This is a genomic window from uncultured Lamprocystis sp. (genome assembly GCF_903933125.1).
Taxonomy (GTDB): Bacteria; Pseudomonadota; Gammaproteobacteria; order Chromatiales; family Chromatiaceae; genus Thiodictyon.
Map to the genome: position 1 here is coordinate 1 of NZ_CAIZIZ010000146.1, position 2,064 is coordinate 2,064.

Here is a 2,064-nt window from a genome sequence, read left to right on the forward strand (position 1 = left end):
AGGGCGGCCGGCCCTCGGCGGCAGGCAGGCCGCGGGCATACTGCACGGCCTGACCATGGGCGCGCAGCATAGCCTTGTCCCAACCGGTGGTGTCGAGCCCGAGCCCGGTCTGCTTGCACTCCAGCACATAGCAGGTGCGGCGGTAGAGATCGATGAACCCCTGGCTCCGGCTGCCGTCACCGTGCTGGAAGATGACCCGGCGTTCGAAGCAGTAGGCATTGTCCTGGTGATCCTCGCGCGCCGGTTCCGGCTGCGGCAGATCCAACAGGGTGCACAGTTCGGTGAGAAAGAGTTGGTAGTTGGCGCGTTCGGTGCCGTTGGCGTGCTGCCAGCGGCTGATGAAGGCCTCGATCGCCGCCGGCGGGGTGTCGTCCGATGCCGCGAAGGCATCGTCCAGGTCAGGGGGCGGCGTGCTGGGGTCGTCGTCCATGTCGTTGGGAGTACCTGAGGATGCGTTGCCGGGATGTTAGCCGTGGAATTCTGGGCGGGCAAGAATGACTCTCAGGTGAATTCCGGGAACGGACGGACCTACCGACGTGTCGGGGCGACTGAAGTCGCCCCTACAGCGGCCCCTACAGCGGCCCGTACAGCGGCGCCTACAGGCCACCGGCATGCGCGGTCGGGATGCTTGTCCCTGGGAATCTCCTGCGCTTCACAAGTCCATTCGGAAACGCCTTCGGCGTGTCGCTCGTTGTCGTTGTCGTAATCGAATTGATAATCCTCGCGAGGATGCGCTCGCACCGCTTCGTTTCGGCTACTCGTGCCAAGGTTAGAATCGCTTATCCGATTACGATTACGACAACGACAACGACAACGACAACGACAACGACAACGACAACGACAATTCTGACTTGTGACTTATCGCGGCAAATACTTGTAGATCACCCAGTACGCCATCCCCACAAAACCGCCCCCGCCGACGATATTGCCCAGCGACACGAAGGTGAGATTGCCGTAGAGGAAATTCCACCAGGTCAGCGCATCCAGATGAGGCACATGGTCGGCGACGCTCGCGACGAATCCGGGGTCCCACCAGGACAGCAAGAGCGCATAGGGCAAGAAGAACATGTTGGCGACGCAGTGTTCGAATCCGGCCGCGACGAACATCGCAATCGGCATGGTCAGCGCGGCGATCTTGCCGCCGATCGTCCGGGCGGTGAGCGCCACCCAGATGGCGATACACACCAGGACGTTGCACATGATACCGCGGAAGAAGGCTTCACCCGGGTCCAGCGCGGCCTTCGCTGCCGCGATCTTCAGTGAGGCAACCCCCAGATCGCCGCCGGCCGAGGTGTAGACCCCGGTCAGGATCAATAACACCGCCGTCCCCACCGCGCCCACGAAATTGCCGATAAAGACCAGACCCCAGTTGCGCAGCATGCGCCGGAGCGTGACCTTACGGCTCGCGTAGGCCATGACGATGAGGATATTCCCGGTAAAGAGCTCAGCCCCGCCGGCAATGACCAGCACCAAGCCCATCGAGAAGGCGATCCCTTTGAGCAACTGGATGCCGCCGTACCAGACATCCGCTGCACCGGTCGACACGATGACGGCAAAATAGGCACCGAACGCAATGAATGCGCCGGCCAGTATCCCGAGCACGAAGGTGGTCAGCGGCGGATTGTTGGCTTTCTTGACGCCGGTTTCTTCGCTTAACTCCTCGACCTCTTTGGACAACCGGTCATCGAAAGTGAGCGGCAGCGTCGCCGCCGCGGGGTAAACACCCGACTCTGAGAGATCCGACATGCTTGCCATCCCGCCCCAATGGAATCGGCAACCGATCCTCGACCAACGGGGCATGTTTCATGATATTGACGTACACGATCGATACCTGAAGCTGGCGATCGACCACATGAATAACCCCGATTCAATCCGGTTTTCCAGCAAAAACCTGCGTGGAACGGCGGATGACGGATACAGTACGCGAGCGGCCGACACCGTTCGCTTGCAATGATGGTAGCGACTGCGAGGACGACAAACAAGGCCGTCGCCCGGGTGTGATCAGAACTGATGGGGCCGGGCCTCCCGGTAGGATGGGCAGAGCGAGAGCGATGCCCATCCTCA

The 2,064-nt window shown here is 61.3% G+C and carries 3 protein-coding genes; 1 reads left to right on the forward strand and 2 read right to left on the reverse strand.

What is annotated here, in order from left to right; translation table 11 throughout:
- Positions 1–430: type IIL restriction-modification enzyme MmeI (locus tag QZY03_RS07190; RefSeq protein ID WP_367268207.1), on the reverse strand; the 430-nt coding region annotated here is incomplete at its 3' end.
- A 428-nt stretch (positions 431–858) separates the two neighbouring features.
- A complete protein-coding gene (locus QZY03_RS07195; RefSeq protein ID WP_295579589.1) occupies positions 859–1,746 on the reverse strand; it encodes a formate/nitrite transporter family protein in 888 nt (295 codons plus the stop codon).
- On the opposite strand from QZY03_RS07195, the gene QZY03_RS07200 reads away from it, so the two are divergent.
- Positions 1,745–1,954 (forward strand): hypothetical protein, encoded by a 210-nt coding sequence (locus tag QZY03_RS07200; RefSeq protein ID WP_295579591.1) that lies wholly within the window; start codon positions 1,745–1,747, stop codon positions 1,952–1,954. The two genes, QZY03_RS07195 and QZY03_RS07200, sit on opposite strands and share 2 nt — an antisense overlap.
- The last annotated feature ends 110 nt before the right edge of the window (positions 1,955–2,064 follow it).